Raw genomic sequence first — 25,951 nt, 5'->3', positions numbered from 1 at the left:
AGCAGACAAGAAGGAAACATTGTTTGAAATAAAGGAAATGTTGACTGCCTTTTTAAAGGGGAGAGGGGTTACCTTATCCGAGGAGAAGATATTGATAACACATGTCAGTGACGGATTTGATTTCTTGAGGTTCAATGTACGGAAGTACAAAGGTACATTGTTAATCAAGCCATCCAAGAAGAGTCAGAAACGATTCACTGACAAGCTGCATGAGTTGGTTTTGACCAAAGGCAAGGCACTTTCGCAGCAGGAACTGATAGGAACACTCAGTCTTGTGATATGCGGTTGAGGAAACTATTACAGTCATGTGGTATCAAAAAAGGTGTTCTACACATCTAGACGTGAGTTTGAGCGGGCGAAAACGGAAAAATGTATTTTGGGCTAATTTTGGTCTCGTTTCTTACCAAATCATTTACAGCGTGGAAGAGCAGATCAAAGAACTAGGTCTTACCGGTGTGGAAAAGGTTGCTTATCGTAAAGCGAATGCAGAAATAGCTTGGCAGTCTTTATTGCTCTGGTGTGTCTTCACCGTAAACGATGTACTGGAAAAGAGCCAGATGCATAAAGTTTGTAATTACGTTATTCATTCGTCATTATGATGAATTGACTGCATATATGGATTATGATGTGGTTCCGTTGGATAATAATGCAACGGAATTAGCGATTCGTGCTTTGGTTATGGGAAAGCAGAATTATTTGTTTTGCCAGAATGAACAATCATGCCATTATGTTGCTGTGATGTACACTTTTTAGCTGCTTGCAAAGTTTTAAATATAAATCTGGAGAAGTGGTTGACGGATGTTCTCTATAATATACCATCTACTCCCAAAGAAAAATTGAGTGAGTTGCTTCCGCAGAATTGGGTCAAGAACAATTCTCAATCTATTGTTTAATCAATCAAACTCAGTCGTTTTTCAGATGTATCGATGTCTTTGCTGTATCGATACTGTTGGGTGTGTCTTATCACCGAACGGTTATTGTAAAATGATTTTTAAGTATTAAGTTTTTTTTAATAATTCCCTACAAAAGATGAAAGAAACAAAAATTTGCGTGATTGGTCTAGGATATGTAGGCCTTCCGCTCGCTCGCCTTTTCTCAACTAAATATGAGACAGTAGGCTTTGATATGAATCAGAAACGTGTAGATGCTTTGATGTCTGGTCATGATTCAACTCTCGAGGTAGCTGATGATTTGCTTCAGGATGCAATTAACAATCATGGTTTTAAATGTACAACTCAACTTGAAGATATTAAGGATTGTAACTTCTATGTTGTTGCTGTACCAACTCCCGTTGACGATGATCGCAACCCTGATTTGACGCCACTTTATGGTGCTTCAACAACGGTAGGAAAGGTTATTAGCAAAGGTGATGTAGTTGTGTATGAGTCAACAGTTTACCCGGGGGTTACTGAGGACGAGTGTGTTCCCGTTGTTGAAAAAGTCTCTGGCTTGAAAATGAATGTTGATTTCTTCGCAGGTTACTCTCCTGAGCGTATTAACCCAGGTGATAAACTCCACACGGTTGAGCACATCAAGAAGGTTACTTCAGGATCTACGCCAGAGATTGGCAAATATGTAAATGAAGTATATTCTTCTGTTATCACTGCAGGTACTCATCTTGCACCAACCATGAAGGTTGCAGAGGCTGCTAAGGTTATTGAGAACAGCCAACGTGATATTAATATTGCTTTCGTTAATGAGCTTTCGAAGATCTTCACCAAGATGGGTATAGATACTCTTGACGTTCTAGAGGCAGCTGGTACTAAGTGGAATTTCCTTCCATTCCGTCCAGGTCTAGTTGGAGGTCATTGTATTGGTGTTGATCCTTATTACTTGGCACAATGTGCTCAGCGTTATGGATATAACCCTGAAATAATTCTTGCTGGTCGTAGAATGAACGATGGTATGGGTGAGTATGTGGCTACAGAAACTATTAAACACATGTTGAAGAAGGGTATTCAGGTGTTGAACTCTGAAATTATCATTCTTGGTTTCACTTTCAAAGAAAACTGCCCAGATGTTCGTAACACAAAAGTAATTGATATCTTCAATGCTTTGAAGGAGTATAATCTTAATATTACCGTTTATGATCCATGGGCAAATCCAACAATTGTAGATCGTGAGTATGGTATTAAGGTTATCAATGAACTTCCAGAGATAAAGTTTGATGCTGTAATAGCGGCCGTAGCTCATAAGGAGTTTGAAGGTATGGATGTTTCTTCACTTTTGAAAGAGAATCATGTGATTTTCGATGTAAAGTGCACACTTGATCGTTCAATCGTAGACGGTCGTCTCTAATGTATTAAATGGCTTTGGCAGCATAGGTGAAGCTTATGCTTGTGGTTCGATACACCTGCCAGAATAAATATTAAATTATTGTGATTATGGCATATAAAAAATTGAAATTTCCAGAGAATTCAAAATTTTTGGTTACTGGTGGTGCTGGTTTCATTGGCTCTAATTTATGCGAGGCAATATTGAATCTTGGTTATAAAGTTCGTTGTATTGACGATCTTTCTACAGGTAAGCAGGCAAATGTTGATATGTTTTTGGACAATCTTAATTATGAATTTGTTAAAGGCGATATTAAGGACCTTAATATATGTATGAAAGCATGTGAAGGAGTTGATTATGTACTTAACCAAGCTGCGTGGGGGAGTGTTCCTCGTTCAATCGAGATGCCTTTATTCTATTGCGCAAACAATATTCAGGGTACTCTAAACATGATGGAAGCTGCACGTCAGAATGGCGTAAAGAAATTCGTTTATGCTTCTTCTAGTTCAGTTTATGGAGATGAGCCCAATCTTCCAAAAATGGAAGGACGTGAGGGAAATCTTCTTTCACCTTATGCGTTAACTAAACGTTGTGATGAAGAGTGGGCAAAACAGTACACCCGTTTTTATGGCCTTGATACATATGGAATGCGATATTTTAATGTATTTGGTCGTAGACAGGATCCTGATGGTGCTTACGCTGCTGTATTGCCAAAGTTCATTAAGATGCTTTTGAATGATGAGCAGCCAACAATTAATGGTGATGGAAAGCAAAGTCGTGACTTCACTTATATTGAAAATGTGATAGAGGCAAACCTCAAGGCATGTCTTGCGCCGCACGAAGCGGCAGGTCAAGCCTTCAATATTGCTTATGGTGGACGTGAATATCTTATTGATATCTACTACACTCTTACAAAAGCTCTTGGTAAAGAAATCGAACCTTATTTTGGACCAGATCGAAAAGGTGATATTAAACATTCAAATGCTGATATCTCTAAAGCAAAACAACTGCTTGGTTATGATCCTGAATATGATTTTGCACGTGGTTTGAATGAAGCTATTGAATGGTATAAAGCTAATTTGTAGTGATGGAAAATTGCGGTAAAAGCATTGCTATTCTCGCCTCATGGAATCTTGTACAGGTAGGGGATATGATATATATACCCTCTACTCACTATTTGTATCTAGATTATATTGTGAAGATATATAAAAATGTTTTTTTGGTAAGTCAATTATCTGTAGGCGATTCTCCTGGTAAACGTCATCGATTAGATTTTTCTACTGTTTCTGTTGTACCACTACCATATGCAAACAGTTATTTGGACTCTATAAAAAATGTTAGAGCTTATTATAAGGCTTTATCTAATGTTTGCCCCAATGTAGATATTGTGTATAGCAGAGTCCCAGATCCCTTCTCATGGATGCCAACGTTGCTATTCAAAACAAATAGTATAATGCACTTTGTTGGAGATACAATAGATGCAACAAAACACAATGAGAAATGGAGTTGGTTTAAAAAACAAGTAATGTTAGCAGGTTATCTTCCTGAGTATGCATTGACTCTGCTTGCGGCTCTTAATAGTCATGTATATACGAATGGACATCACATTTCAGATAAGTTACTTAGATATGGAATTAAGGCAACTCCAGTAGTATCCTCTACTGTTCGGAAATCCGACCTTAATTATGAATTTGTACAATTGCCTCATGTGCAAGGAAAAGTTGTAATAACATATATTGGATATGTTAGGTTTGCGAAAGGCATGAATTGTTTGATGGATTTTTGCAAGGAACTTTTCAAAGCAAATATTGATTATAAATTCAATTTAATAGGTAATGGAGAAATGATCGAAGATGTTAAAAAGTTTGTTGAATTGGAAGGTCTAAAAGAATTTGTAATATTGCATGGTCATATTGATGATAAATCAAGGATGAATTCAATTCTTCGAGAGTCAGATCTTTTCTTTTTCCCTTCTTTGTCTGAAGGGTCACCTCGTGTAGTTATTGAGGCTATGGCGCAAGGGATACCTGTACTGTCTACTCCTGTTGGTTCACTCCCCGATACTTTCGAAGACGAAAAATCGATTAGATTTTTTAATTTTAATGATTCGAATAGCGCACTGAGAGTAGTTAAAGAATTTCTTTGTAATACTAAAAAATTCGACAATCAAAGGCGTATTGCATTTTCCAAAGTAGAATCTGAAATTACCATAGATAAATTTTTGTCAAGAGTGTTTAAATATGACGCATAAGGTATTGTTGATCTATACATGGTTTGTTCGAACTATATTGTTTTTCCTACCTGATATACCGGTAATAATGCGATTTAGAGGATGGTTATATAGTTTGGGAATGAAACATTGTGGTTATGACTTTCAGGTTACACATGATGCGAGGCTTATTACCTTACAAGAAATCTCTGTGGGTAGGAATTGCTTTATTGGAAATAATTCATTAGTTTTTGCTTCGATAAATGGAGAAATCTCACTAGCTGACGAAGTTCAAATTGGACCACATTGTGTAATAATTAGTGATAATCACACTATAAAGGATGGTTCATTTAGATATGGTAAAACAGATAATGGAGTTATCAGAATTGGATTTGGTTCATGGATTGGTGCGAACTCCACAGTACTAAAAGGGGCAATCTTACCTCCAAGTTCGGTACTAGGTGCTAATAGTTTATTAAATAAAGCCTATTTTGAAGAGAATTCACTTTACGCTGGATCACCAGCGCATTTAATAAAATCTTTATGATGTTATCAGTAATAATCCCTATCTATAACGAGGAGAAATATATTGCTAAGTGCTTAGAAAGTATATTAGAACAAGATTACCCAAAGAACGATCTCGAAGTAATTCTTGTCGATGGCATGAGTAATGATAAGACACGTGAAATCGTTGCATCATACACCGAAAAATATTTTTTCATCCGTTTGATAGATAATCCTAATAGGATCGCTCCATGGGCAATGAATCTTGGAATCAAGGAGGCAAAAGGAGATGTGATTATGCGTTTGGATGCTCATGCTATATATGAGACGAATTATTTTTCGTCTCTTGTTTATGGACTGGCTAAATATGAAGCTGATAACATCGGTGCTGTATGTAAGACTGATGTGTTGAGCAAAACAAGCAAAACATTAGCAATTCGTGAGGTATTGAGTAATAAGTTTGGTGTTGGTAATTCAGTATTTCGCACAGGAATACAAGGCGATCAGGAAGTTGAAACTGTTCCATTTGGTTGTTGGAAGCGAGAAGTATTTGAAAAATATGGCTATTATGATGTGCGTCTTGTTCGTAATCAAGATATAGAACTTAATAAGCGTATCATTCATGGCGGAGGTAAGATTGTTATTATTCCTGATACATATAGTACTTATCTTGCACGTGAAACTTATTCAAAGTTAGCGAAGAATAATTTTGGTAATGGGAAGTGGAATATTCTTACAGTATTTTATACAGGAGAATTGCGTTCCCTCTCTGTTCGCCACTTTGTTCCTCTCGGTTTTGTTATTGGTTTGCTATTACCTTTGTTTTTAGGTTTTTTCTGGCGTCCAACTATTATATTATTTTTAGCTGTATTGTTATTATATTTATTATCATTAGGAACCGTCAGCGCAAAGCTTGCTTTATCAAAGAAACTAAATTTTATATACCTTCTTGTATCATTCATTGTTCTTCATATTTCATATGGATGTGGATCTCTAATTGCCCTTATGAATCTACCCTTTATGAAGAAATAGGTAATCATTTTTTTGAATTATCCCATAATCTGTAATGAAGACCGAAGAATTATATAAGCATTTGTATTTGTTTATTAGATCCTCATTGTTAAATATTGAAGTTGACAGTAAGCGTCCACTTCTCCCCAAGATTGGTCGAAAACTAAAATTTACTTATATGCATGAACGTGAGACAAGAAGTCGTACAAGTAATTGTTCAGTATGGTGTCTGAACCTATTGTTCCGTCAATAGTAACCTAAAGAGGTGTGCTTTACGAGTATTTGTTTGGTGCGAATCCCTCTTGACAATATGGTTCTATACAGAAATATCCAATGTATAGGCTGTTAGATTGACCGATATGAGTAACGTAGATGAACCGTTGCACCATCGTGACAAAAGTAAGCAGTCACTCTAGACCGTTTTGACCAACCTTATATATAGATTTAATTTTACAGCGAATTCAAAAAAATGAATCGTAAAAACAAAGAAGGAGATTTTTATGCCTCCCAGGTTCGCCTGTTCCTTAATAAATATGGCGGTATCAATTGGGAAGAATTCTGCAAAGCAGAGCGGGTGAGTTATTTTAAAATGTGCAATTGTTTGGGCCGACCTTTTTATAGGAAACCTTCTGCTGATCCTAAAAAGCCGGAAGTGGAAGAACCGACAAACACATTACCAAATATTGGGCTTCAACCCTTGTTGGTTGATGTCCCTTTATCAAAGAATTGTTGTGAACTGCAAATCCGTAGAATAGCTAAATACCGTAACAATAGTTTCTGTAGCCCCGAAGCTGGGGTTCGATTTGCAAGATTTCAGTCTGTTTTTGTTAATATCCGCAATCATAAATTGAATGCGGTACAATATCTATGTGATGTTTTTCGCCGGATTAAGAAAACTACAAAAGAGGAGTTGGTCAATCTGTTGCCACATAAATGGCAGTCTTTGGCCGTATAATCTGTGTTTAAATCAAACTTAGTTTTTAAAACTTACTAAGACTTTGTCTCTTTAGGGCCTTAACAGTTTTAAAGCGACTGCTTACTTATAATAGAATAAACAACGATACAATATGTTATTGAAATGGATTTTTGACCGACTGCTTGCATTTATTGGCCTGCTGTTCCTGTGGCCAGTACTGCTTATTGTAGCAATAATGGTGAAAGTAAAGATGCCGGAAGGAGCAGTGTTCTTTATACAAAAGCGTGTGGGTAAAGGAGGTAGGTTGTTTAATTGCCATAAGTTCCGTACGATGACCGTTAACCATAACGGTTCTACAGTGTCGGTAGCTGGCGACTCACGCATCACACCATTTGGTGCAATTCTGCGTCACTATAAGCTCGATGAGTTACCCGGGTTGTGGGATGTATTGATTGGGAATATGTCTTTTGTGGGACCTCGTCCAGATGTTCCGGGGTATGCTGACAAGTTGGAGGGTGATGAACGTGATGTATTGAAATTGCGTCCGGGTATTACAGGGCCTGCCACGCTAAAGTATCGCCTGGAAGATGAAATGATTTCTGAATACGTGGTAAAGAGACAAGCAGAGGGTGACACACGACCAATGCAAGAGATTGCCACAGAATATAATGATAATGTAATTTATCCTGATAAGGTACGCTTGAACTGCTACTACTATCGCCATTACTCGTTCATCAAGGACATCGAGATGATATTTGCGACAGTATTAGGTTTCAGGGTGAAATTTGCAGGAGAAGAAGTATAATAGAATAGCATATTGAATATTATGGTTGAAGAAAGAAAGACTATCTACCTTTGTCTAGCTCACATGAGTGAGGAGCGGGTAGAACAGAAGTATGTAAAGGAAGCATTCGATACCAATTGGGTAGTTCCGATGGGCCCTAATGTGAATGCCTTTGAGCAGGAATTGTCAGATTTTGCTAATACCAATTCTGATGGAAGTAAGTTAAATCATAAGGTGGTTTGTCTGAGTTCCGGTACTGCTGCAGTGCACCTTGCTCTCATAGCTTGTGGTGTAAAATCCGGTGATGAAGTCTGTGTCCAGAGTTTCACCTTCTGTGCATCATCCCACCCTATCACTTATCTTGGTGCCAAGCCTGTATTCATCGACTCAGAGCGTGAAACATGGAACATGGATCCGGAACTCCTCGAAAAGGCAATCCTTGACCGTAAGGAGAAGACTGGTACATATCCAAAGGCCATCATTCCAGTAGCTCTCTACGGTATGCCATACGATTGTGAGAAGATTATGGCTATTGCCGATAAGTACGACATTCCTGTTATAGAAGATGCAGCCGAAGGCATGGGTTCTCGCTTCAACGGTCAGGTTCTCGGTACCTTTGGACGCTTTGGTGTCCTTTCATTTAATGGTAATAAGATGATTACTACTTCTGGTGGTGGCGCTCTCATCTGCCAGAACGATGAAGATGCCAACAACGTAATGTGGCATGCAACTCAGGCTCGTGATGCTTATCCATACTATCAGCATACAGAGATTGGTTACAACTACCGTATGTCAAACGTATGTGCAGGCATTGGTCGTGGTCAGATGACTATTCTGGATGCACATATCGCTCATCACAAGCATGTTCAGGCACTTTATGAGGAATTGCTGGAGGATGTTCCTGAAGTTCATATTCACAAACAGCCGGCGGATTCCCGTTACGATGCGAACTTCTGGCTCTGTGCTGCAACTATCGATCCGGAGGTCAAGATTCAGGAGCAGGAGAATGCTTATAAGGAAGTCATCAGGACAGCTGTAGGTGGTGCAGCAGGTGTCATCAAGGCTGTTGATTCTGCTGTCACTGATTGTCAGCCGAATGATAACGTGGAGGCTCTTCGTATCTTCATGCTTAATAAGAAGGTTGAATGCCGTCCTGTATGGAAGCCAATGCATAAGCAGCCTATTTATACTGATGCAGTAGCCTATACCAATGGGGTATCAGAAGAAATCTTTAAGGTTGGTTTCTGCCTGCCAGCAGGTCCATATGTCACTGATGGCGATGTACGTTATATCGTAGATTGCATAAAGGAGGCTATTGTCAGGTGATGATAAAAAATTCAAGAAATAGCGGGAGGAATGTGTCAGTTGTGTACATTTTTTTTGCCTCAGAAAACAGATAAAACGAGATATGACCATTAATTGCGAATGAATGGCAGGAAAGAACGATCAGAATTTTATCGCCTTCTGTGATGAGTTAAGGGCGTATGTCCTGGAAAAACATCACTTCCCGAATAAGCATACCCGTTTCTTGAATAAGATAAAATTAGTCCGCCGTAAAATCAATCAGGACACGCTGGAAGAGTGGAAACTGAAAATGTTCCTCGACATAGCGGGGATGAGGGATATGGATGAGCATACCGGAGGGAGAAAAAAGAAGGTGCAGGATGATCAGTAAAGACGCTTTGCTCACTGGTTATTCGATTATGATATAAAAGAAGTAAAAAATACTCGATAATTTAAAACAATATGCCGTATTGACTAAATAAAATGGCGTTATGGCTGATAAAGATATTGTATATATTATAAATGAAATATTAATGAATAAAATGAAAAAGGTAGCTTTAATATCTGGAATCACTGGTCAGGATGGTTCATTTTTAGCTGAGTTTCTAATAGAAAAAGGATATGAAGTCCATGGTATCCTTCGCCGTTCTTCTTCTTTCAACACCGCACGCATTGAACATCTTTACTTGGATGAGTGGGTGCGTGACATGAAGAAGGACCGTCTGGTCAATCTTCATTATGGAGATATGACGGATTCCAGTTCTTTGATCCGTATTATCCAGCAAGTACAACCGGATGAAATTTATAATCTGGCCGCTCAAAGCCATGTGAAAGTATCTTTTGATGTACCGGAATACACAGCCGAAGCAGATGCCATCGGTACGCTCCGCATGCTGGAAGCTGTCCGTATCCTTGGAATGGAAAAGAAAACACGCATTTATCAGGCTTCAACTTCCGAACTATTCGGTTTGGTACAGGAAGTTCCGCAGAAGGAAACTACTCCTTTCTATCCTCGTTCCCCGTATGGAGTAGCCAAGCAATACGGTTTCTGGATCACCAAGAACTATCGTGAAAGCTATGGCATGTATGCTGTAAACGGAATCCTTTTTAATCATGAAAGTGAACGTAGGGGCGAGACTTTCGTAACCCGTAAGATAACATTGGCTGCTGCCCGTATTGCACAAGGGCTCCAGGACAAACTTTATCTGGGAAACCTGAACTCACTTCGTGACTGGGGATACGCCAAGGACTATGTTGAGTGCATGTGGCTGATTCTTCAGCATGACATTCCTGAAGACTTTGTAATTGCTACGGGAGAATATCACACTGTACGTGAATTTACGACACTGGCTTTCAAAGAAGTCGGCATTGAACTTCGTTGGGACGGTGAAGGAGTGGATGAGAAGGGTATTGATGTATCGACCGGAAAAGTATTGGTTGAAGTCGATTCTAAGTATTTTCGTCCTGCTGAAGTAGAACAGTTACTGGGTGATCCTACGAAAGCTCGTACATTACTTGGCTGGAATCCCACCAAGACTTCTTTCTCCGAACTGGTAAAAATTATGGTATCGCATGATATGAAGTTTGTGAAGAAGCTTCACATGAAAGAACTGATGAATAGAGAAGAATAAGAATGGATAAGAATACGAAAATCTATGTAGCGGGACACCATGGTTTGGTGGGTTCCGCTATCTGGAATAATTTGCAGCGTCGTGGTTACACGAATCTTGTAGGACGCTCTCATAAAGAACTGGACCTTCTTGATAGCGTAGCCGTAAAACAATTCTTTGATGAAGAACAGCCTGATGCAGTTGTCCTTGCCGCTGCGCACGTCGGTGGTATCCTTGCAAACTTGCAGTATCGTGCCGATTTTATCTATCAGAATCTCCAGATTCAGCAGAATGTGATCGGTGAGAGTTTTCGTCATAACGTACAGAAACTGCTTTTTCTGGGTAGTACCTGTATCTATCCACGTGATGCTGCACAGCCGATGAAGGAAGACGCTTTGCTGACTTCTCCTTTGGAATATACGAATGAACCTTATGCCATTGCCAAGATTGCTGGTTTGAAGATGTGTGAAAGCTTTAATCTTCAGTATGGCACGAACTATATCGCTGTGATGCCTACCAACCTTTATGGCCCGAATGATAATTTCCATTTGGAAAACAGTCATGTTCTTCCTGCCATGATTCGTAAGATTCATCTGGCTAAATGTTTAAACGAAGGTGACTGGAAGGCAGTTCGCAGAGACCTTGACTTGCGTCCTGTAGAAGGTGTGACCGGTGGTAATTCTGATGCTGAAATATTGAATAAATTGGCAAAATTTGGTATTACTCCTGAATTGGTAACTCTTTGGGGGACCGGTACGCCCATGCGTGAATTCTTGTGGAGTGAGGAGATGGCTGATGCGAGTGTTCATGTATTATTGAACGTTGATTTCAAGAATACCTATACGGAAGGTAGTAGAGACATTCGTAACTGTCATATCAATGTTGGTACAGGTAAAGAAGTCAGCATCCGTGAAGTTGCCGAAATGATCATGAAGGAAGTTCAATTTAAGGGTGAACTTCGTTGGGACAGTTCTAAGCCTGATGGTACGATGCGTAAGTTGACAGATGTATCGAAGTTACACAGTTTAGGCTGGCATCATAAGATTGAGATTGATGAAGGAATTGAGCGCCTTTATGAATGGTATTTGAAAGGTGTCTAAATTTATAATTTATATATTATGGAAAAATTAAACGGAAAGAATGTTTTAATACTGTTGTTGATTTTGCTTCTTACAGCTTGTCAGTCTTACAAAAAGGTACCTTACTTGCAGGATGCTGAAGTGGTACTGTATAGTACTCAGAACGAACAGTTGTATGATGCAAAGATCATGCCCAAAGACTTGTTGACGATTGTAGTATCATGTACCAGTCCCGAACTGGCGGCACCTTTCAACCTGACGGTGGCTACGCAGAATAATGCAACTTTGAATTATACAACTACTCAGCCTGTTCTGCAGCAATACCTGGTGGATAATGACGGTAATATCAACTTTCCTGTATTGGGAGAACTTCATGTGGGTGGATTGACAAAGAAGGCTACTGAACAGATGATTGTGGAAAAACTGAAACCTTATATTAAGGAAACACCTATTGTGACGGTACGTATGGTGAATTATAAGATTTCCGTGATTGGTGAGGTTGCCCGTCCCGGTACATTTACGATTTCCAATGAAAAGGTGAATATTCTGGAAGCTTTGGCTATGGCAGGTGATATGACCGTATATGGTCTGCGTGATGATGTTAAGCTGATACGTGAGAATGCCAATGGTAAGCAGGAAATTATTCCTTTGGATCTGAATAAGGCGGAGACTATTCTTTCTCCTTATTATTATTTGCAACAGAATGATATCATATACGTTACTCCGAATAAGGCGAAAGCTCGAAATTCGGATATCGGTACTAGTACAAGTTTATGGTTCTCTGCTACTTCGATCCTTGTTTCTATTGCCAGTTTGTTGTTTAATATTTTAAAATAAAAGGAAGAGCTATGAAGGAAGAAAATCAAAATGTGAAGGAACGTGAAATGACTGAGGAACAGATCGATTTCCGGGCGTTGCTTTTTAAATATATTATTCACTGGCCCTGGTTTGTAGGTGCGGTGTTGCTATGTTTTGTTGGTGCGTGGTTTTATCTGCACTGGGCTACCCCGATCTATAATATTTCCGCTACCGTTCTGATAAAAGACGAGAAGAAGGGTGGAGGTGCAGGACTTTCTTCGGAATTGGAGGATATGGGGTTAAGCGGTCTGATGACATCTTCTAAAAACATTGATAACGAGCTGGAAGTTCTACGTTCGAAAACCTTGGTAAAAGAGGTTGTTAATCAGTTGGGACTGTATATAACTTATAAAGATGAGGATGAGTTTCCTGCTAAAGGTCTATATAAGACATCTCCTATCCAAGTAAGTTTGACACCTCAAGAAGCTGAAAAACTGAATGCACCGATGATGGTGGAGATGACTTTACAGCCTGAAGGTAGTATGGATGTGAATGTGACTGTAGGTGAAAAGGGCTATCAGAAACATTTTGAAAAGCTGCCTGCTATTTTTCCGACTGATGAAGGTACATTGGCTTTCTTTCAGGTAGCTGATTCGGTAACTTTACAGGATGGAACGAAAGTTCCTCGGATAGAGAAGAACGTACGTCATATAACTGCGACAATAAGTAAGCCAATGAGAGTGGCAAAAGGCTATTGTAACAGTCTGTCTATTGCTCCTACTTCTAAAACGACTTCTGTTGCTGTGATTTCATTGAAGAACTCCAGTTTGCAGCGTGGACAGGATTTTATCAACCAGTTGCTTGAAATGTATAATCGTAATACGAACAATGATAAAAACGAGATTGCCCAGAAAACAGCTGAGTTTATTGATGAACGTATTGGTATTATCTCAAAAGAATTGGGTAGTACGGAAGCTAATCTAGAGACTTTCAAGCGTGATGCAGGTATCACGGATTTGACAAGCGAAGCTCAGATAGCCTTGGCCGGTAATGCTGAGTATGAAAAGAAGAGCGTAGAGAACCGTACTCAAATCAGTTTGGTGAATGACTTGCGTAAGTATTTGCGAGGCAATGAATACGAAGTATTGCCGAGTAATGTAGGTTTGCAGGATGCCGCCTTGATAGGAGCTATTGAACGTTACAACGAGATGTTGATGGAACGTAAACGCCTGTTGCGTACATCAACAGAGAATAACCCTACGATTGTGAATCTAGATACGAGTATCCGTGCCATGAAAGCTAATGTACAGGCTACTCTTGAAGGAACCTTGCAGGGATTGATGATCACCAAAGAGAGTCTTGACCGTGAGGCGAGTCGTTATTCCCGTCGTATCAGTAACGCTCCGGGACAGGAACGTGCTTATGTAAGTATTGCCCGTCAGCAGGAGATCAAGGCCGGATTGTATCTGATGCTGTTACAGAAACGTGAAGAGAATGCGATTGCTCTTGCTGCTACAGCCAATAATGCAAAAATTATCGATGAAGCAATAGCTGACGATACTCCGGTATCTCCTAAAGGCAAAATGATTTATCTGATTGCATTGGTGTTGGGTATTGGAATTCCTGTCGGTATCATCTATTTGATTGATCTGACTAAATTCAAGATCGAAGGTCGTGCTGATGTAGAGAAACTGACAAGTGTGCCTGTTGTTGGTGATATTCCATTAACTGATGAGAAGAATGATAAGAATGGTTCTATCGCTGTCTTCGAGAACAAGAACAATCTGATGAGTGAAACCTTCCGTAATATCCGGACCAATCTTCAGTTTATGCTCGATAATGATCAGAAGGTGATCCTTGTGACCTCAACTGTCAGTGGTGAAGGAAAATCGTTTGTTTCGTCGAATTTGGCTATCAGTCTTTCTCTTTTGGGAAAGAAGGTGGTGATTGTCGGACTCGATATTCGTAAGCCGGGGTTGAATAAAGTATTCCAGCTCTCTAATAAGGAGAGAGGTATTACTCAGTATCTTTCCAATCCTGAAACGGATTTGATGGAACTTGTTCAGCCTTCTGATGTAAATAAGAATCTGTTTATTCTTCCGGGTGGTACTGTTCCTCCTAATCCAACGGAACTGTTAGCCCGTAACGGCCTGGACAGAGCGATAGAAACTTTGAAGAAGAACTTCGATTATGTCATCCTTGATACTGCTCCTATCGGCATGGTAACAGATACCTTATTAATAGGTCGTGTAGCAGACTTGTCAGTTTACGTATGCCGTGCTGATTATACTCATAAGGCGGAATATACATTGATCAATGAACTGTCTTTTGAGAAGAAGCTACCTAATCTTTGTACCGTCATCAACGGCGTAGACCTGAAGAAGCGAAAATACGGTTATTACTACGGCTACGGTAAGTATGGCAAACACTACGGCTATGGTAAACGTTATGGTTACGGCTATGGATATGGTCAAGATACAAAAAGATAAATATCTGAATATCTATGAATTATAACTTTTCTCAGAAAAAGTGCCCCGCAAGGGGCTTTTCTTTTTGTTATCTGAAATAAAAGCCTCACCTTTGCATTGTTGATCAACAAAACGTGAATAAAATAACTTGAATTTGAATCTTTAAAAAAACGTATTATGAGTGTAATTTACAAAGTTGTTACGCGACCATCTGACCCGCGTGTTCCCAATTCTCCCAAGAAATATTATCCGCATCTGATCACTTTAGGTCAGTCTGTCAATCTGAAATATATTGCGCAGAAAATGCAGGGCTATTCTTCTTTATCTATCGGTGATATCAAGAGTGTGATTCAGAATTTTGTGGAGAAAATGAAAGAGCAACTTCTGGAAGGTAAGTCTGTGAATATCGAAGGCTTGGGGGTATTTATGCTGACTGCTTGTTCGAAAGGAGCGGATGCAGCGAAAGATGTCAATGCTAAAAGTGTGGATAGCGTACGCATCTTTTTTCAGGCGAATAAGGAACTGCGTATCACGAAGACGGCTACCCGTGCAGATGAAAAACTGGATTTGATCAGTCTGGATGAATATCTGAAGAAGTTGAACGCCTCTGTGACTCCGAATGATCCGGATGATGGTGAAAATGGCGGTGGTGGAAATGAAGGAGGAGGAGACGAGGAAGCCCCGGATCCGACTGTATAATCTGAAAAGCTTAAAAAGAAAGGAGGAAAAATCTATGAAGAAAACTTGGAGTGTAGTTTTGAAAGTAATCATTGCTGTAGCCGGTGCGATTGCCGGAGTACTGGGAGTACAGGCTGCATCATTGTAAGCAGCATTCAGTAAATAAAGTAATTGGTTAGATAAGACAGGCAGGCGGGAAGAACTTTTCCGCCTGCTTTGTTGTATGCTAAAATATCAAATAGTTGGCGTTACTTTTTCGTGTGCGATAACGAAAACACAAAAAATAACATTTTATTATGTAGAAAAAAATGAGGGAATGCTTCGTAGTTCACAAATAATGATTAAATTTGCCGCGATTTGTAATGTTGAGTTTGCAAAATGACGAATAATACTATAAAGCATCTAGGTATTGTGGAAAACATACAGGGTTCTCATCTGTCGGTGAGAATCGTTCAGACGTCGGCTTGTGCGGCTTGTAGCGCAAAAGGTCACTGTTCTTCGGCGGATAGTAAAGACAAAATCATAGATATAACGGATGTTACAGCTGCTTCCTATCAGGTAGGAGAGCGGGTGATGGTGATCGGCGAAACGTCGATGGGCATGATGGCTGTAACCCTTGCATTCATAATTCCTTTTGTACTTCTGATTGTTTCCCTGTTCGCATGGATGGCGTTGATAGGGAATGAACTGTATGCGGCTCTTCTTTCTCTGGCAGTTCTTATTCCTTATTATTTCGTATTGTGGCTCAATAAAACGCGAATGAAACAACATTTTTCATTTACTATAAAACCAATAAATAACTAAAACATTATGAATTTGATTCTGATTGCAGTGATTTCATTGGGAGCTATAGCGCTCGTGCTGGCCGCTATTCTTTATGTAGCTTCCAAGAAATTTGCCGTGTATGAAGACCCGCGGATTGCCCAGGTGGGGGAAGTGTTGCCCCAGGCAAACTGTGGTGGATGTGGCTATCCTGGTTGTAGCGGATTTGCCGATGCTTGCGTCAAAGCCGGTTCGCTGGATGGTAAATTCTGCCCTGTAGGCGGTCAGCCTGTCATGGCACAAATTGCTGATATTCTCGGACTGGCAGCTACTGAAGCTGAACCGATGGTAGCAGTAGTAAGATGTAACGGAAGCTGTGCCAACCGTCCGCGTATTAATCAATACGACGGTGCGAAGAGTTGCGCTATTGCCGCTTCATTGTATGGTGGAGAAACAGGTTGTAGCTACGGATGCCTCGGATGTGGCGACTGTGTGGCTGCCTGCCAGTTTGACGCTATCCACATGAATCCTGAAACGGGACTTCCGGAAGTGGATGAAGCCAAATGTACAGCTTGTGGCGCTTGTGTGAAGGCTTGTCCGAAGGCGATCATCGAGATTCGTCCGCAAGGCAAGAAATCACGCCGTGTGTACATCTCTTGTGTGAACAAAGACAAGGGAGCCGTAGCACGTAAGGCTTGTACAGTGAGCTGTATCGGCTGTGGTAAGTGTGTCAAGACTTGTCCGTTCGAAGCCATTACGCTGGAGAACAACCTGGCTTACATCGATCCGAACAAGTGTAAATCATGTCGTAAGTGCGTGGAAGTTTGTCCGCAGAACACAATTATCGAGCTGAACTTCCCTCCACGTAAACCGAAGGCGGAAGAAGCACCGAAAACAGTTGCTGCAGAAGCTCCGAAGGTAACAGAATAATAACAGAATAAAATACAGAATTGTATGTTAAAGACATTTTCAATTGGTGGAGTTCATCCACACGAAAATAAATTGTCGGCACATCAACCTATCATCACAGCGGAAGTTCCTGCAAAGGCAGTTATTCTGTTGGGGCAGCACATTGGCGCACCTGCCAAACCAATAGTAGCAAAAGGTGATATGGTGAAGGTAGGCACGAAGATTGCCGAACCTGCCGGCTTCGTTTCGGCAGCAATTCACTCTTCTGTCAGTGGAAAAGTGGCGAAGATTGATACAGTAGTCGATGCGAGCGGTTATGCAAAACCTGCTATCTTTATTGATGTAGAAGGCGACGAATGGGAAGAAACCATTGACCGTAGCAAGACACTGGTCAAAGAATGTGAGCTTTCGTCCGAAGAAATCGTGAAGAAGATTGCCGATGCCGGTATCGTAGGTTTGGGTGGTGCTTGTTTCCCTACACAGGTGAAACTTTGTCCGCCTCCTTCGTTCAAGGCAGAATGTGTGATTATCAATGCGGTGGAATGTGAACCGTATCTGACTGCCGACCATCAGCTGATGCTGGAACACGCGGAAGAAGTCATGGTAGGTGTCTCCATTCTGATGAAAGCCGTGAAGGTAAATAAGGCATTTATCGGAATTGAGAATAACAAGCCGGATGCTATTGAACTGATGACGAAAGTTGCTTCCAGTTATGCAGGCATCGAAGTTGTTCCTTTGAAAGTGAAATATCCGCAGGGCGGTGAGAAACAGTTGATTGATGCGATTACCAAACGCCAGGTGGCAAGTGGTGCGCTGCCTATCTCTACTGGGGCAGTTGTGCAGAATGTGGGTACGGCATTTGCTGTTTATGAAGCTGTTCAGAAAAATAAACCGTTGTTTGAGCGTGTGATTACCGTAACTGGTAAGTCTGTGACCAAACCTTCCAACTTCCTGGCGCGTATCGGTACACCGATGAAACAGCTGATTGATGCTTGCGGCGGTCTGCCGGAGGATACGGGAAAGGTGATTGGCGGTGGTCCGATGATGGGTAAGGCTTTGGTGAATATCGAAGTTCCTACCGCAAAAGGCAGCTCCGGCATCCTGATCATGAATCAGAAGGAAGCCAAGCGTGGTGAAGCACAAACCTGTATCCGTTGTGCAAAGTGTGTGAGCGCTTGTCCGATGGGACTGGAGCCGTACTTGCTCGGAGCTTTGTCCGAAAACGGAGATTTTGAAACAATGGAAAAAGAAAGAATCATGGATTGTATCGAGTGCGGTTCCTGTCAGTTCACTTGTCCTGCCAACCGTCCGCTGCTTGATTACTGCCGCTTGGGTAAGGGTAAAGTAGGGGCTATGATTCGTGCACGTCAAGCTAAAAAATAACGAAGTATGGAAAATAAATTAATCGTATCACTATCACCCCACGTTCATGGCGGAGACAGCGTACAGAAAAATATGTATGGCGTGCTGATCGCACTGATTCCGGCTTTTCTGGTGTCTCTTTATTTCTTCGGGCTGGGGGCTCTGATTGTCACGGCTACTTCGGTAGCAGCCTGTTTATTCTTCGAATGGGCGATCGTTAAATTCTTAATGAAGAAACCTGCTACAACCATTTGTGACGGTTCTGCTGTCATTACAGGTGTGTTGCTGGCATTCAATCTACCTTCCAATCTGCCTATCTGGATTATCATTCTGGGTGCACTGTTCGCAATCGGTGTAGGCAAGATGTCTTTCGGTGGTCTGGGCTGCAACCCATTCAACCCGGCATTGGCGGGACGTGTATTCCTGTTGCTTTCTTTCCCGGTGCAGATGACAACATGGCCGGTAGTAGGTCAGCTGACATCTTATATGGACGCTACCACCGGTGCTACTCCGCTGGCATTGATGAAACAGGCTATTCACGGCGATGCAAGTGCTTTGAGCCAGATACCTGATGCGCTGACTCTGTTTATCGGACAGAACGGCGGATGTATCGGTGAAGTAAGTGCGCTGGCACTGTTGCTCGGACTGGTATACATGCTCTGGAAAAAGATCATCACCTGGCATATTCCGGTTTCTATCATTGTGACTGTATTTGTATTTGCAGGCATTATGCACATGGTGGATCCCGAAAAGTATGTTTCTCCGATATTGCAACTACTCTCCGGAGGTCTGATGCTGGGAGCTGTCTTTATGGCAACCGACTATGTGACTTCTCCGATGAGCAAGAAAGGTATGCTGATTTACGGTGTTTGTATCGGTCTGCTGACGGTGGTTATCCGTCTGTTCGGTGCATATCCCGAAGGTATGTCATTCGCCATCCTGATTATGAATGCGTTCACTCCGCTGATTAACACCTATTGTAAACCTAAACGCTTTGGGGAGGTAGCGAAGAAGAAATGAAAAAGTTACAATCATCTTTAAAGAATATGTTGCTGGTACTTACGGGCGTTACAGCTGTTTCCGTAGCGTTGCTGGCTTATGTGAACGAACTGACGAAAGGCCCTATTGCCGAAGCGAATGCAAAGACGCTGAACGAGGCCTTGAAAAAGGTGCTTCCTGAATATACCAATAATCCGGTAGCCGAAAGCGATACTGTTTTCAGCGAGAAAGACGGAAAGAAAATCGTGGATTTCATTATCTATCCGGCCAAGAATGGCGAAAAGTGGGTAGGTTCTGCCGTTGAAGCCAAGTCAATGGGATTTGGCGGTGAACTGAAAGTGCTGGTGGGCTTTGATGCTGAAGGCAAGATTTATAACTACTCTTTATTGGCGCACGCTGAAACTCCGGGATTGGGTTCGAAAGCGGACAAATGGTTTGGAGCTTATGATCCTGCAAAGAACGAAAAACCGGTATCTCACGAAGAAAGTGCAAAGTCTATTTTGGGCATGAATCCGGGAGAGACTCCATTGGCTGTGACCAAAGACATGAATGGACAGGTAGATGCTATCACGGCTTCTACTATCACTTCACGTGCTTTCCTGAATGCGGTGAATGCTGCTTATCAGGCATATAAAGGCGGTGAGGTGGATACGAATTCCGGAGCTTCCCAGAAAAATGAACCGGCTGTTGCGCCGGAAGGTGAAGCAGCTGCTAATGACACTAATAACTAAGAAAGGAGGAGACAGTTATGAATAATTTTAAAGTAATGATGAACGGGATTATCAAAGAGAATCCTATTTTTGTGCTCCTGCTCGGTATGTGTCCTACACTGGGTACGACATCATCGGCAATCAACGGTATGGGTATGGGACTGGCCACTATGTTCGTCCTGATTTGCTCGAACGTGGTAATTTCATCTATCAAGAATCTGATTCCGGATATGGTACGCATCCCTTCATTTATCGTGGTGATCGCGTCATTCGTGACACTGTTGCAGATGATAATGCAAGCATACGTGCCCGATCTGTATGCTACTCTCGGTCTTTTCATTCCGCTGATCGTAGTAAACTGTATCGTATTGGGACGTGCGGAAGCTTTTGCAGCGAAGAACAATCCGCTGGCTTCTATGTTTGATGGTATCGGTATGGGATTTGGTTTTACCATTGCCCTGACTCTGTTGGGTGCCGTACGTGAATTTCTCGGAACAGGTAAGATATTTAATCTGACCATTCTGCCGGAAGAATACGGAATGCTGATCTTTGTTCTGGCTCCGGGTGCCTTTATCGCTTTAGGTTATCTGATTGCCATTATTAATAGTCTGAAGAAAGCCTAACTCTATTAAATAAGAAAAGAATATGGAATATATATTGATATTTATCTCGGCAATCTTTGTAAACAACATTGTGTTGTCGCAGTTCCTGGGAATCTGTCCGTTCCTGGGTGTTTCCAAGAAGGTGGAAACAGCGATGGGTATGAGTGCGGCAGTTGCTTTCGTGCTGACTATCGCTACCATCGTCACATTCCTGATTCAGAAGTTTGTGTTGGACGCTTTCGGATTGGGGTACTTACAGACAATCACTTTTATTCTGGTTATTGCCGGACTGGTGCAGATGGTAGAAATTATTCTGAAGAAAGTTTCTCCTTCTTTGTATCAGGCACTGGGTGTGTTCCTGCCGTTGATTACAACGAACTGCTGTATTCTCGGTGTGGCAATCCTGGTAATCCAGAAAGACTTTGATCTGCTGACAGGTGTTGTATACGCATTCTCTACTGCTCTTGGCTTTGGTCTGGCACTGGTATTGTTTGCCGGATTGCGTGAGCAGATGACCCTGGTGAAGATTCCGAAAGGAATGCAGGGGACTCCGATTGCTTTGATTACCGCAGGTTTGCTGGCAATGGCATTCATGGGCTTCTCTGGCGTCGTGTAAAAGACTAAGTTGATAATTAGATAAAGAGGCTGGAAACTCTGTCGTATGGCAACATACAGGCAGTTTGTTTCCGGCCTTTTTCTTTATATCTGTTCATACCGAATATGTTTTTTATCATACCAAAACGCCCTCAAATCGTCCCGTAAGTATCTTCCTGTGAATAAAATTGCGATAGTTTATTGCATTTCCATTTTATTTCCATACATTTGTACCTCAAACAAACTGAAAACCGAAAAACTAACCATATTTTAAAATTATATGAAAGAAAGAATTTTAGTAACGGGAGGAACAGGCTATATTGGGTCTCATACCGTTGTAGAACTACAAAACAGTGGATACGAAGTAATCATTATCGATAATTTATCAAATTCGAGTGCTGACGTTGTTGACAATATAGAGAAAGTATCCGGTATCCGCCCAGCTTTTGAGAAACTGGATTGTCTTGATTTTGCTGGCCTTGATGCCGTATTTGCCAAATATAAAGGAATTAAAGCGATTATTCATTTCGCAGCAAGCAAAGCAGTAGGAGAGTCGGTAGAGAAGCCGTTGCTTTATTATCGTAACAACCTGGTTTCTTTAATCAACCTTCTGGAGTTAATGCCTAAACATGGAGTAGAAGGCATAGTGTTCTCTTCTTCCTGTACAGTATATGGTCAACCGGATGAGTTGCCTGTAACGGAAAAGGCTCCGATCAAGAAAGCGGAATCTCCTTATGGAAATACAAAACAGATTAATGAAGAAATTATCCGTGATACAGTAGCTTCCGGTGCCCCGATCAATGCTATTTTGCTGCGTTATTTCAATCCGATTGGCGCACATCCTACAGCATTGTTGGGTGAACTTCCGAACGGTGTTCCTCAAAACCTGATTCCTTATCTGACTCAGACAGCGATGGGTATCCGTGAAAAACTAAGTGTATTCGGTGACGATTATGATACTCCTGACGGTTCTTGTATCCGTGACTTTATCAACGTTGTTGACTTGGCTAAAGCACACGTGATTGCAATCCGCCGTATTTTGGAGCAAAAACAGAAAGAAAAAGTAGAAGTATTCAATATCGGTACAGGACGCGGCGTTTCAGTATTGGAACTGATTAATGGCTTTGAAAAAGCTACCGGCGTTAAATTGAATTATCAGATTGTAGGCCGTCGCGCAGGTGATATTGAAAAGGTATGGGCTAATCCCGATTATGCAAACCAGGAACTGGGTTGGAAAGCGGTAGAAACATTAGAAGATACTTTACGCTCTGCATGGAATTGGCAGCTGAAACTCCGTGAAAGAGGCATTCAGTAAAAAGATATTTGTTTTAATTAACATAAAAGTTTAAACAAATCGTTCATGCGATTTGTTTATTAGATGCTAATCAGCTTGATCTGTTTGTGAGTATGTGAATATGAGTAAATGGTACTTATGCCTCTCCGGCATAGACAGGTATGATTGCATAGTAGTTTTGTCGTGTTTTATTTTGTGTTTGTGTTGTGACGGTACTACGACGGGAGTCGTGGTACCGTTTTTTGTTACTCTTTTACAGCCTGCCTTTAAAACAGAATACGTTAGTTCCCCAATCGGTTTCAGGTAAAGTCCCTTCCGGCTCGAACAATCCATATACGGAAGAACCGGAACCGCTCATAGAGGCATAAACAGCCCCTTGCCTGTATAGCTCGGCTTTAATTTCTCCGATCACCGGATGCTGGGGGAATACGCTGTCTTCAAAATCATTGATTAATATCTCTTTCCATTCATTTACCGGGCGTTTGATCGCTTCTTTGATCGAGTATTCGGGATGATGAGGGTGAATATTGGCGAAAGCTTCCCGCGTTGATACGAATACATCCGGTTTGATGATCAGAATCTGATATCCTTTTAAGGATAGTGGAATGGGGGAGAATATGTTACCGATTCCTTCGGCAAAGGTCGGGGCGTTTCTGATAAAGAAAGCGCAGTCTGCTCCCAAAGTTGCGGCATATATTTCCAGCTGATCTTCGGATAAATTCAGCTGAAAGTGTTCGTTGAGTAATTTCAGCATGAAAGCCGCGTCTGATGAGCCTCCTCCCAGTCCGGCACCGGAAGGAATGTGTTTGTACAGATGGATCTCGATAGGACAGAGGTGAAACTCTTTATCTAATAGCAGATATGCTTTCACCACTAAATTGTCTTCCGGATTACCAGATATCTCCATTCCGTACTGATGCAGGGAGAACTTTTTGTCCGCTTCGGGGCTGGTCCGGATTTCCAGCGCATCTTCGAGAGCGACGGGGTAGAATACGGTTTCGAGGTTGTGATATCCGTCCGGACGCTTCTCGGTAATAGAGAGTCCCAGGTTTATTTTTGCGTTTGGGAAAGTGATCATATTCGTTCTGAATTATTATTTTTGAATTTTAAATTATGGGTTGCGAATTTATGCTATTGGTGACAAAGTTACTAAAATCTTCATTTTTCCTTATCTTTTCTTCATTATTATATTCTATCTTTGTCATCCCTTTCGGATTTTACTATGTATAAAAGCCGGGGATCATAAATTGTAAATCATAAAATTGTATATAAGCAGATGGCTGAACAAAGAAGAAATTCCCGTAACACAAAATCAACTAAAGTACAACCGGTCAATGATTATGGTCGTATCCAACCTCAGGCACCGGAGCTGGAAGAGGCGGTGTTGGGTGCTTTGATGATTGAGAAGGATGCTTATTCGCTGGTGAGTGAGATTCTTCGCCCGGAGTCATTTTATGAGCATCGTCATCAGTTGATTTATGCTGCCATTACTGATCTTGCCGTTAATCAGAAGCCGGTGGACATTCTGACGGTCAAAGAGCAGTTGAGCAAAAGAGGTGAGTTGGAAGAGGTCGGTGGACCGTTCTATATTACTCAGTTGAGCAGTAAGGTTGCTTCTTCCGCACATATCGAATATCACGCCCGTATTATTGCACAAAAATCGTTGGCGCGCGAATTGATAACGTTTACCAGTAATATTCAAAGCAAGGCTTTTGATGAGACACTGGATGTGGACGACTTGATGCAGGAGGCGGAAGGCAAGTTGTTTGAGATTTCCCAGCAGAATATGAAGAAAGACTATACGCAGATTAATCCGGTAATTGACGAAGCGTATAAGCTGATTCAGAAAGCGGCTGCACGAACGGACGGTCTGAGTGGTCTTGAAAGTGGATTTACGAAACTGGACAAGATGACCTCCGGTTGGCAGAACTCCGACCTTATTATAATCGCTGCCCGTCCTGCCATGGGTAAGACAGCTTTCGTACTTTCTATGGCTAAAAATATTGCTGTTGATTATCGGAATCCGGTAGCGTTGTTCTCTCTTGAAATGAGTAACGTCCAGTTGGTCAACCGTCTTATCACCAATGTTTGTGAGATTCCGAGTGAGAAGATCAAAAGTGGACAATTGGCAAGCTATGAGTGGCAACAGTTGGACTACAAACTGAAAGATCTGCTGGATGCTCCGCTTTATGTGGACGATACTCCGTCTTTGTCTGTGTTTGAACTCCGGACCAAAGCGCGTCGTCTGGTGCGTGAACATGGGGTGAGAATTATTATTATTGACTACCTTCAATTGATGAATGCGAGTGGTATGGCATTCGGTAGCCGTCAGGAAGAGGTTAGTACGATATCCCGTTCGTTGAAAGGATTGGCGAAGGAGTTGAACATTCCCATTATAGCCTTGTCGCAGTTGAATCGTGGTGTGGAGAGTCGTGAAGGTATTGACGGTAAACGCCCTCAGTTGAGTGACCTTCGTGAATCCGGAGCCATCGAGCAGGATGCCGATATGGTGTGTTTTATTCACCGTCCGGAATATTATAAGATTTATCAGGATGATCGTGGTAACGACCTGCGCGGTATGGCGGAAATTGTGATAGCCAAGCATCGTAATGGTGCGGTAGGTGAAGTCTTGCTCCGATTCAAAGGTGAGTTTACACGATTCTCTAATCCGGAAGATGATATGGTTATACCGATGCCGGGTGAACCTGCAGGTGCCATGCTGGGGTCTAAACTGAATGCCGGTGCTATGCCTCCGCCTCCGCCGGAACCGGACTTTGTTCCGCAGGGAAATAATCCGTTCGGTGCAACGGAAGGACCGTTACCTTTCTAAAAAAACATCTTTTGGGTTGAATAGAATGACCGCTTAGTCAGATGAAAATAACCGCTCGATTTACTCCAATCGAGCGGTCGATTATTTTTTATAGAGTATAGCCAAGTTGTATTCTGATAGGGATAGGTGGCAAAAATGACAAAGAATACCCCTTTGTTTTTTGCCACTTTGTCACCAACCATGAATTTATTGGGGAATAATACAGTCAGGTCCTTGTTAGTTTAGCTTCTCTTGACATTTTTCTCTCAAATCGTTCTATGTCAACCGAAAAATC

29 protein-coding genes are annotated in these 25,951 nt (G+C 41.5%); 28 read left to right on the top strand and 1 reads right to left on the bottom strand.

All coding sequences use genetic code 11. From position 1 onward, the window contains the following. Window positions 1-37: 37 nt before the first annotated feature. The 27 genes from DW640_RS05935 (at window position 38) to galE (ending at window position 22,868) form a co-directional block, all read left to right on the top strand. Complete coding sequence (locus tag DW640_RS05935) at window positions 38-289, top strand: hypothetical protein (RefSeq protein WP_147326373.1); 252 nt, start codon at window positions 38-40, stop codon at window positions 287-289. Between the two features lie 130 nt (window positions 290-419). Further along, window positions 420-599: a hypothetical protein gene (locus tag DW640_RS23680; RefSeq protein WP_181989006.1), complete on the top strand. Its 180-nt coding sequence runs from the start codon at window positions 420-422 to the stop codon at window positions 597-599. Then, window positions 538-753 (top strand): transposase, encoded by a 216-nt coding sequence (locus tag DW640_RS24380; RefSeq protein WP_117577586.1) that lies wholly within the window; start codon window positions 538-540, stop codon window positions 751-753. Before DW640_RS23680 ends, DW640_RS24380 begins: the two co-directional genes overlap by 62 nt. Beyond that, window positions 720-893, top strand: a complete 174-nt coding sequence (locus DW640_RS24375; protein WP_117577585.1) for a transposase domain-containing protein — start codon at window positions 720-722, stop codon at window positions 891-893. Before DW640_RS24380 ends, DW640_RS24375 begins: the two co-directional genes overlap by 34 nt. A gap of 136 nt (window positions 894-1,029) precedes the next feature. Further along, window positions 1,030-2,298: a nucleotide sugar dehydrogenase gene (locus DW640_RS05920; RefSeq protein WP_117577583.1), complete on the top strand. Its 1,269-nt coding sequence runs from the start codon at window positions 1,030-1,032 to the stop codon at window positions 2,296-2,298. A gap of 86 nt (window positions 2,299-2,384) precedes the next feature. Then, window positions 2,385-3,359 (top strand): SDR family oxidoreductase, encoded by a 975-nt coding sequence (locus DW640_RS05915; RefSeq protein WP_117577581.1) that lies wholly within the window; start codon window positions 2,385-2,387, stop codon window positions 3,357-3,359. A 65-nt stretch (window positions 3,360-3,424) separates the two neighbouring features. After that, window positions 3,425-4,525, top strand: a complete 1,101-nt coding sequence (locus tag DW640_RS05910) for a glycosyltransferase family 4 protein (protein WP_158562590.1) — start codon at window positions 3,425-3,427, stop codon at window positions 4,523-4,525. A gap of 100 nt (window positions 4,526-4,625) precedes the next feature. After that, entirely contained in the window at window positions 4,626-5,030 is a 405-nt protein-coding gene (locus DW640_RS05905) for an acyltransferase (RefSeq protein WP_158562589.1), read from the top strand. After that, entirely contained in the window at window positions 5,027-6,019 is a 993-nt protein-coding gene (locus DW640_RS05900) for a glycosyltransferase family 2 protein (RefSeq protein ID WP_310593564.1), read from the top strand. The genes DW640_RS05905 and DW640_RS05900 overlap by 4 nt, the downstream gene beginning before the upstream one ends. A gap of 448 nt (window positions 6,020-6,467) precedes the next feature. Continuing rightward, entirely contained in the window at window positions 6,468-6,953 is a 486-nt protein-coding gene (locus tag DW640_RS05895) for a hypothetical protein (RefSeq protein ID WP_117577575.1), read from the top strand. A 112-nt stretch (window positions 6,954-7,065) separates the two neighbouring features. Then, window positions 7,066-7,719: a sugar transferase gene (locus tag DW640_RS05890; protein ID WP_117577573.1), complete on the top strand. Its 654-nt coding sequence runs from the start codon at window positions 7,066-7,068 to the stop codon at window positions 7,717-7,719. A 21-nt stretch (window positions 7,720-7,740) separates the two neighbouring features. Continuing rightward, the gene (locus DW640_RS05885; protein WP_117577571.1) at window positions 7,741-9,024 is read left to right on the top strand and encodes a DegT/DnrJ/EryC1/StrS aminotransferase family protein; all 1,284 of its coding nucleotides are present in this window, start codon (window positions 7,741-7,743) and stop codon (window positions 9,022-9,024) included. Between the two features lie 103 nt (window positions 9,025-9,127). Then, a complete protein-coding gene (locus DW640_RS05880) occupies window positions 9,128-9,373 on the top strand; it encodes a hypothetical protein (protein WP_117577570.1) in 246 nt (81 codons plus the stop codon). Window positions 9,374-9,524: 151 nt separating this feature from the next. After that, entirely contained in the window at window positions 9,525-10,613 is a 1,089-nt protein-coding gene (gene gmd, locus DW640_RS05875; protein ID WP_117577656.1) for a GDP-mannose 4,6-dehydratase, read from the top strand. A gap of 2 nt (window positions 10,614-10,615) precedes the next feature. Further along, window positions 10,616-11,692: a GDP-L-fucose synthase gene (locus tag DW640_RS05870; RefSeq protein WP_117577568.1), complete on the top strand. Its 1,077-nt coding sequence runs from the start codon at window positions 10,616-10,618 to the stop codon at window positions 11,690-11,692. A gap of 18 nt (window positions 11,693-11,710) precedes the next feature. Beyond that, entirely contained in the window at window positions 11,711-12,508 is a 798-nt protein-coding gene (locus DW640_RS05865; RefSeq protein WP_117577566.1) for a polysaccharide biosynthesis/export family protein, read from the top strand. Window positions 12,509-12,519: 11 nt separating this feature from the next. Further along, window positions 12,520-14,958, top strand: coding sequence for a tyrosine-protein kinase (locus tag DW640_RS05860; protein ID WP_117577564.1), 2,439 nt, complete (start codon window positions 12,520-12,522; stop codon window positions 14,956-14,958). A gap of 156 nt (window positions 14,959-15,114) precedes the next feature. Beyond that, on the top strand, window positions 15,115-15,636 hold the full coding sequence (locus DW640_RS05855; protein ID WP_008761240.1) for an HU family DNA-binding protein: 522 nt from the start codon (window positions 15,115-15,117) through the stop codon (window positions 15,634-15,636). A 34-nt stretch (window positions 15,637-15,670) separates the two neighbouring features. Then, window positions 15,671-15,763, top strand: coding sequence for a smalltalk protein (locus tag DW640_RS23535; protein ID WP_008765124.1), 93 nt, complete (start codon window positions 15,671-15,673; stop codon window positions 15,761-15,763). Between the two features lie 230 nt (window positions 15,764-15,993). Next, window positions 15,994-16,419, top strand: coding sequence for a SoxR reducing system RseC family protein (locus DW640_RS05850; RefSeq protein WP_008765125.1), 426 nt, complete (start codon window positions 15,994-15,996; stop codon window positions 16,417-16,419). Window positions 16,420-16,425: 6 nt separating this feature from the next. Continuing rightward, entirely contained in the window at window positions 16,426-17,307 is an 882-nt protein-coding gene (locus DW640_RS05845) for a Fe-S cluster domain-containing protein (protein WP_008761242.1), read from the top strand. Window positions 17,308-17,331: 24 nt separating this feature from the next. Then, a complete protein-coding gene (gene rsxC, locus DW640_RS05840) occupies window positions 17,332-18,669 on the top strand; it encodes an electron transport complex subunit RsxC (RefSeq protein WP_008761243.1) in 1,338 nt (445 codons plus the stop codon). A 6-nt stretch (window positions 18,670-18,675) separates the two neighbouring features. Beyond that, window positions 18,676-19,668: an RnfABCDGE type electron transport complex subunit D gene (locus DW640_RS05835; protein WP_008761244.1), complete on the top strand. Its 993-nt coding sequence runs from the start codon at window positions 18,676-18,678 to the stop codon at window positions 19,666-19,668. Next, window positions 19,665-20,378: an RnfABCDGE type electron transport complex subunit G gene (locus DW640_RS05830; protein ID WP_032813361.1), complete on the top strand. Its 714-nt coding sequence runs from the start codon at window positions 19,665-19,667 to the stop codon at window positions 20,376-20,378. The genes DW640_RS05835 and DW640_RS05830 overlap by 4 nt, the downstream gene beginning before the upstream one ends. A gap of 17 nt (window positions 20,379-20,395) precedes the next feature. Continuing rightward, window positions 20,396-20,980 carry an electron transport complex subunit RsxE gene (gene rsxE / locus DW640_RS05825; protein WP_008761246.1) on the top strand — a complete coding sequence of 195 codons (585 nt, stop codon included), beginning with the start codon at window positions 20,396-20,398 and terminating at the stop codon, window positions 20,978-20,980. A gap of 22 nt (window positions 20,981-21,002) precedes the next feature. Further along, window positions 21,003-21,575, top strand: coding sequence for an electron transport complex subunit RsxA (gene rsxA / locus DW640_RS05820; protein ID WP_008761247.1), 573 nt, complete (start codon window positions 21,003-21,005; stop codon window positions 21,573-21,575). 258 nt (window positions 21,576-21,833) lie between these two features. After that, complete coding sequence (galE, locus tag DW640_RS05815) at window positions 21,834-22,868, top strand: UDP-glucose 4-epimerase GalE (protein WP_008765129.1); 1,035 nt, start codon at window positions 21,834-21,836, stop codon at window positions 22,866-22,868. 232 nt (window positions 22,869-23,100) lie between these two features. On the opposite strand, the gene ispE is transcribed toward galE, so the two are convergent. Next, window positions 23,101-23,925, bottom strand: coding sequence for a 4-(cytidine 5'-diphospho)-2-C-methyl-D-erythritol kinase (ispE, locus tag DW640_RS05805; protein ID WP_008765506.1), 825 nt, complete (start codon window positions 23,923-23,925; stop codon window positions 23,101-23,103). A gap of 198 nt (window positions 23,926-24,123) precedes the next feature. Between ispE and dnaB the strand changes: the two genes are divergently transcribed. Then, window positions 24,124-25,677 carry a replicative DNA helicase gene (gene dnaB, locus DW640_RS05800; RefSeq protein WP_008761250.1) on the top strand — a complete coding sequence of 518 codons (1,554 nt, stop codon included), beginning with the start codon at window positions 24,124-24,126 and terminating at the stop codon, window positions 25,675-25,677. Window positions 25,678-25,951: the final 274 nt, after the last annotated feature.

The organism is Bacteroides sp. AM23-12, assembly GCF_003434395.1.
GTDB classification, from domain to species: domain Bacteria; phylum Bacteroidota; class Bacteroidia; order Bacteroidales; family Bacteroidaceae; genus Bacteroides; species Bacteroides thetaiotaomicron.
Note: the sequence above shows the minus strand (reverse complement) of the source record. Positions and strands in the feature narration are given on the sequence as shown.

Excerpts from the sequence above, each read along its gene's own strand:
- DW640_RS05935 (WP_147326373.1), top strand. The coding sequence starts at position 38 with ATGTTGACTGCCTTTTTAAAGGGGAGAGGGGTTACCTTATCCGAGGAG.
- DW640_RS24380 (WP_117577586.1), top strand. The coding sequence starts at position 538 with ATGTACTGGAAAAGAGCCAGATGCATAAAGTTTGTAATTACGTTATTC.
- DW640_RS24375 (WP_117577585.1), top strand. The coding sequence starts at position 720 with ATGCCATTATGTTGCTGTGATGTACACTTTTTAGCTGCTTGCAAAGTT.
- DW640_RS05920 (WP_117577583.1), top strand. The coding sequence starts at position 1,030 with ATGAAAGAAACAAAAATTTGCGTGATTGGTCTAGGATATGTAGGCCTT.
- DW640_RS05915 (WP_117577581.1), top strand. The coding sequence starts at position 2,385 with ATGGCATATAAAAAATTGAAATTTCCAGAGAATTCAAAATTTTTGGTT.
- DW640_RS05910 (WP_158562590.1), top strand. The coding sequence starts at position 3,425 with ATGATATATATACCCTCTACTCACTATTTGTATCTAGATTATATTGTG.
- DW640_RS05905 (WP_158562589.1), top strand. The coding sequence starts at position 4,626 with ATGAAACATTGTGGTTATGACTTTCAGGTTACACATGATGCGAGGCTT.
- DW640_RS05900 (WP_310593564.1), top strand. The coding sequence starts at position 5,027 with ATGATGTTATCAGTAATAATCCCTATCTATAACGAGGAGAAATATATT.
- DW640_RS05895 (WP_117577575.1), top strand. The coding sequence starts at position 6,468 with ATGAATCGTAAAAACAAAGAAGGAGATTTTTATGCCTCCCAGGTTCGC.
- DW640_RS05890 (WP_117577573.1), top strand. The coding sequence starts at position 7,066 with ATGTTATTGAAATGGATTTTTGACCGACTGCTTGCATTTATTGGCCTG.
- DW640_RS05885 (WP_117577571.1), top strand. The coding sequence starts at position 7,741 with ATGGTTGAAGAAAGAAAGACTATCTACCTTTGTCTAGCTCACATGAGT.
- DW640_RS05880 (WP_117577570.1), top strand. The coding sequence starts at position 9,128 with ATGGCAGGAAAGAACGATCAGAATTTTATCGCCTTCTGTGATGAGTTA.
- gmd (WP_117577656.1), top strand. The coding sequence starts at position 9,525 with ATGAAAAAGGTAGCTTTAATATCTGGAATCACTGGTCAGGATGGTTCA.
- DW640_RS05870 (WP_117577568.1), top strand. The coding sequence starts at position 10,616 with ATGGATAAGAATACGAAAATCTATGTAGCGGGACACCATGGTTTGGTG.
- DW640_RS05865 (WP_117577566.1), top strand. The coding sequence starts at position 11,711 with ATGGAAAAATTAAACGGAAAGAATGTTTTAATACTGTTGTTGATTTTG.
- DW640_RS05860 (WP_117577564.1), top strand. The coding sequence starts at position 12,520 with ATGAAGGAAGAAAATCAAAATGTGAAGGAACGTGAAATGACTGAGGAA.
- DW640_RS05855 (WP_008761240.1), top strand. The coding sequence starts at position 15,115 with ATGAGTGTAATTTACAAAGTTGTTACGCGACCATCTGACCCGCGTGTT.
- DW640_RS23535 (WP_008765124.1), top strand. The coding sequence starts at position 15,671 with ATGAAGAAAACTTGGAGTGTAGTTTTGAAAGTAATCATTGCTGTAGCC.
- DW640_RS05850 (WP_008765125.1), top strand. The coding sequence starts at position 15,994 with ATGACGAATAATACTATAAAGCATCTAGGTATTGTGGAAAACATACAG.
- DW640_RS05845 (WP_008761242.1), top strand. The coding sequence starts at position 16,426 with ATGAATTTGATTCTGATTGCAGTGATTTCATTGGGAGCTATAGCGCTC.
- rsxC (WP_008761243.1), top strand. The coding sequence starts at position 17,332 with ATGTTAAAGACATTTTCAATTGGTGGAGTTCATCCACACGAAAATAAA.
- DW640_RS05835 (WP_008761244.1), top strand. The coding sequence starts at position 18,676 with ATGGAAAATAAATTAATCGTATCACTATCACCCCACGTTCATGGCGGA.
- DW640_RS05830 (WP_032813361.1), top strand. The coding sequence starts at position 19,665 with ATGAAAAAGTTACAATCATCTTTAAAGAATATGTTGCTGGTACTTACG.
- rsxE (WP_008761246.1), top strand. The coding sequence starts at position 20,396 with ATGAATAATTTTAAAGTAATGATGAACGGGATTATCAAAGAGAATCCT.
- rsxA (WP_008761247.1), top strand. The coding sequence starts at position 21,003 with ATGGAATATATATTGATATTTATCTCGGCAATCTTTGTAAACAACATT.
- galE (WP_008765129.1), top strand. The coding sequence starts at position 21,834 with ATGAAAGAAAGAATTTTAGTAACGGGAGGAACAGGCTATATTGGGTCT.
- ispE (WP_008765506.1), bottom strand. The coding sequence starts at position 23,925 with ATGATCACTTTCCCAAACGCAAAAATAAACCTGGGACTCTCTATTACC.
- dnaB (WP_008761250.1), top strand. The coding sequence starts at position 24,124 with ATGGCTGAACAAAGAAGAAATTCCCGTAACACAAAATCAACTAAAGTA.